4 protein-coding genes are annotated in these 3,302 nt (G+C 60.7%); 2 read left to right on the top strand and 2 right to left on the bottom strand.

Annotated features, from left to right (window positions below; translation table 11 throughout):
• On the top strand, positions 1 to 219 hold a 219-nt coding region (locus tag Q0M35_RS18225), incomplete at its 5' end, for a hypothetical protein (protein ID WP_295317670.1).
• Between the two features lie 15 nt (positions 220 to 234).
• On the opposite strand, the gene dddP is transcribed toward Q0M35_RS18225, so the two are convergent.
• Entirely contained in the window at positions 235 to 1,578 is a 1,344-nt protein-coding gene (gene dddP / locus Q0M35_RS18230; protein WP_295317671.1) for a dimethylsulfonioproprionate lyase DddP, read from the bottom strand.
• A gap of 130 nt (positions 1,579 to 1,708) precedes the next feature.
• Here dddP and Q0M35_RS18235 point away from each other — a divergent pair, with 130 nt between their 5' ends.
• Positions 1,709 to 2,437, top strand: a complete 729-nt coding sequence (locus tag Q0M35_RS18235) for a DUF3445 domain-containing protein (protein ID WP_295317672.1) — start codon at positions 1,709 to 1,711, stop codon at positions 2,435 to 2,437.
• A 165-nt stretch (positions 2,438 to 2,602) separates the two neighbouring features.
• Here Q0M35_RS18235 and Q0M35_RS18240 read toward each other — a convergent pair whose 3' ends face one another.
• Positions 2,603 to 3,211 (bottom strand): hypothetical protein, encoded by a 609-nt coding sequence (locus tag Q0M35_RS18240; protein ID WP_295317673.1) that lies wholly within the window; start codon positions 3,209 to 3,211, stop codon positions 2,603 to 2,605.
• Between the last annotated feature and the right edge of the window lie 91 nt (positions 3,212 to 3,302).

The raw sequence follows: 3,302 nt of genomic DNA on the forward strand, positions 1-3,302 counted from the left end.
TATTTTTATGCCCAGGACGCGGATGCGGCGATGGCCCTGGGCGAAAGCCTGGGCATCGAAGCACGCGACTTCAGACACATGTCGGGGGCCGGCACCGGAAGGGTCGAGGTCTGGCTCAACGGGACCGCAGTGCGGCGTCGCACAGGCCCGCCGGCAGAACCGGTCGGGACGCGCGGCTTTACCCTGCTCAGTGATATGCTGCCCGGGCTCTTTCGCTGAGCGCCGCGCGGGCGCTCAGATGCGGCCCATCAGCGCATCATCAAAAGGATAGACCGTCAGGTTCTCAAAACCGTCCTCGGTGATCAGCACCTGATCCTCGAGCTTGATCGAGAAATCACCACCTTCAGGGCTCACCAGCGCTTCGACACACAGACACATGCCAGGCTCCAGCGGATAATCATAAGCACCCTCGACCGCATGATCGGGATAGGCCACCAGCGGCCATTCATCACAAAGCCCCACGCCATGCATCAGACAGCCGTATTTCAGCTTCTGAAACCCCGGATCCAGCACATGCGTACCTGCCGAAAGTTCCGGGATCATCACGCCGGGTTTCAGCATCTGCATATTGGTCATGATGTGTTCGACCCCGTGCTGCATGGCGTAGACCATATCGGGCCTCGGCTTGCCAGGCCCGATCCACCAGCTGCGTGAGATGTCTGTGCAGATGCCATAAGCGCCCACCAGATCGGTATCAAAGGAGATGATCTCATTGGCCTGACAGACGCGCGGTCCACATTCCTGAAACCAGGGGTTTGTGCGCGGGCCAGAAGTCAGAAGCCGCGTCTCGATCCATTCACCACCCCGGCGCACATTCTCTGCATGCAGCACGGCCCAGATATCGTTTTCGCAGGTCACCCCGTCGCCGACACTGGCCCGCGCGAAATCCTCCATGATCCGCACGGCCGTCTCGCAGGCGTGGCTGGAGCAGCGCATCGCCTTAATTTCATCAGGTCCTTTGACCGAACGGGCCTTTTCGGTGACCTCTTCGCCATCCATCACCTCAAAGCCCTGGGCCTCCAGCGCGCGCAACCCGTGCAGCATGATCTTGTCACCCGCAAGGCGTCTGAGCCCGGGTGCATGTTCTGCCAGCAGCACCCGGATTTCATTGGCCAGCACATCAGCGGCCGCGCCAACCTTGTCACCCCTGTCAAAGTAGAACAGGTCCGCGCCCGAGCGCTGCTCGCGTACCAGCGGGTTGAATTCACTGAGAAACGGCGAGTTTTTATAGTCCCACATCACCATATAACCGTCCGCACAGAGCAGCACGGCACGGAACGGATTATGGGTGTTCCAGAGCTGCATATTGGTGCTGTCGGTGGCATAGCGGATGTTCAGGGGGTCAGTCATCAGCAACCCGGCATAGCCACGCGCGACGATATGATCGGTGAGCCTCCGGTGCCGGTATGCACGCATGGCATCCAGATCCGGCAGTTCCAGTCCCGCGGTCTCCCACTCGCGGAAAGCAAGCTGCGTCGGGCCGATCTCTACCCGGTCCATATCGTTCGGGCTGCCATCGCCAAGCGTCGCCCCGCGCGAGGGGTCGATTTTACGGGTCTGGCTGAAATGCGTATTCATATTGCGCGTCCGGGCAGAGTTTATTCCTTTATCCTGCGTTTAAAATCCATCGTGCGTTTGACCGTTTCCGACCTCCTGACGGGTCGTTTTTTGCGGACCATCCTGCTGAGCGCTGATAAGACTGCTGCTGATGACCGATGTTCTGCACAATGATCTGCCACCTGAAATGAGCCCGGACCGGGCGCTGCCCGGGGTGCAGCCGCTGGCGGCAGACGACTGGCTGCGGGTGAGCGATGCCTGCGCCGGTCAGATGGCCGAGCGCCGGGCGCGTCTGGCTGGCGCGCGCGATGCGGTGCTTTTTGAAAGCGCGGGCAGTGAGGATGCGGCAGCCGAAGTGCTGGAGGCAGCACTGCGCCTGCTTCCGGGGTTGGGCTTCACCGTCAACGGGTCGCTTGTGACCTGTCCGGACGGCTTTGAAACCGACACCCGGTCTGACACGCCCCTGGCGATGCTGGGGCAGATTGTGCAGGAAGACATCTGCATTCTGGAAAAACGCGGCTCTGAGCATGTGCTGACGGCTGCCGTGCTCTGCTTTCCCGCGGGCTGGACACTGAGCGAGAAGGCCGGGCGCCCGCTGACACAGATCCACACACCGGTCGAGAGCTATGACGCGGCGATGGCGACGCGGGTCCAGCGGCTTTTCGACGGGGTGCAGGCCGGGCGTCCGCTCTGGCGCAATAACTGGCTGAAATACGACGCCGCGACGCTTTATCAGCCGCATTCCTTGCAAAATCCGAGGCGAGAACGCGGCGATCACGCAACAGCACCCTACATCCGGGCCGAACGCCAGTGCATTCTGCGAATGCCGCGCACCCGGGCCGTCGTCTTTACGATCCATACCTATGTGGTTTCTTGCTGAACCTTACTTCTGCGCGAATCGATTGCGTACCTGCTCCTGCAATCGCCGGAACCTGTCGCATCCGGGCTGCGCGTGCCTGCATCCGGCAAGACAATCCGCCCGACTGTGTGCCGGAATGCCGATGCATCACGAACCGTTGCGCGGAACCTTTAAGCCCCGCCGCCTTCAGGCAGGCTGGCTCTCTTTTCTGGCGGGTGCGGTCTGTTCCGGCTCCAGCCCGGGCAGGCTCAGCCAGATCTCGCCGGATTTATAACCGCCGCGCACCAGATATCCGGGTTTTCGGACCTCTGGGTGATCTTTTGCCCAGTCGCGATAGCGGTCATTGGTCACCACCCGTGCCTCATAGGCCCGCGCGGTGATCAGTATTTCAGGATCTGCCTGCGTGCCTTTGCCGACAACCCGTACGCGGTCCCGCGGGATGTCGAGTTTTTTGCTGAACCAGGCGTCATGGCGATACCGGCCGGTCAGTACATGGCCCGCGTTGGCGTCAAAGATCACACCTGGCTGATAGCCTTTGCTGTGCAGGGCATCGATCACATCGCGCACGGTCTCGATGCGCGGCTTGCCGTCTTTCCAGTGCATAACATTGGAGCCGTCGATCACAACAAGCTTTTCTCCCACCGGTCTGTTCACGTACCGGTCGATCTGCGAGATCAGCAACAGCAGGCTTGCCAGCGCACAGGGCGCGGCGATCAGCAGGAGATCCGCAAAGACCGGTATCGTGAGCGCCGCGATGAGAAACACGGATGATAATGTGAACAGAAAGACAAGCATGCGCGCAGGGCTTCACCATTGATCGGACGTCCGGACAGGCCGGGGTGATTGTTACCCCAATTAAAAATAATGACCTTTTTCGGGCGTTTTT

It is taken from the genome of Roseobacter sp., from assembly GCF_024639605.1.
GTDB lineage: Bacteria > Pseudomonadota > Alphaproteobacteria > Rhodobacterales > Rhodobacteraceae > Roseobacter.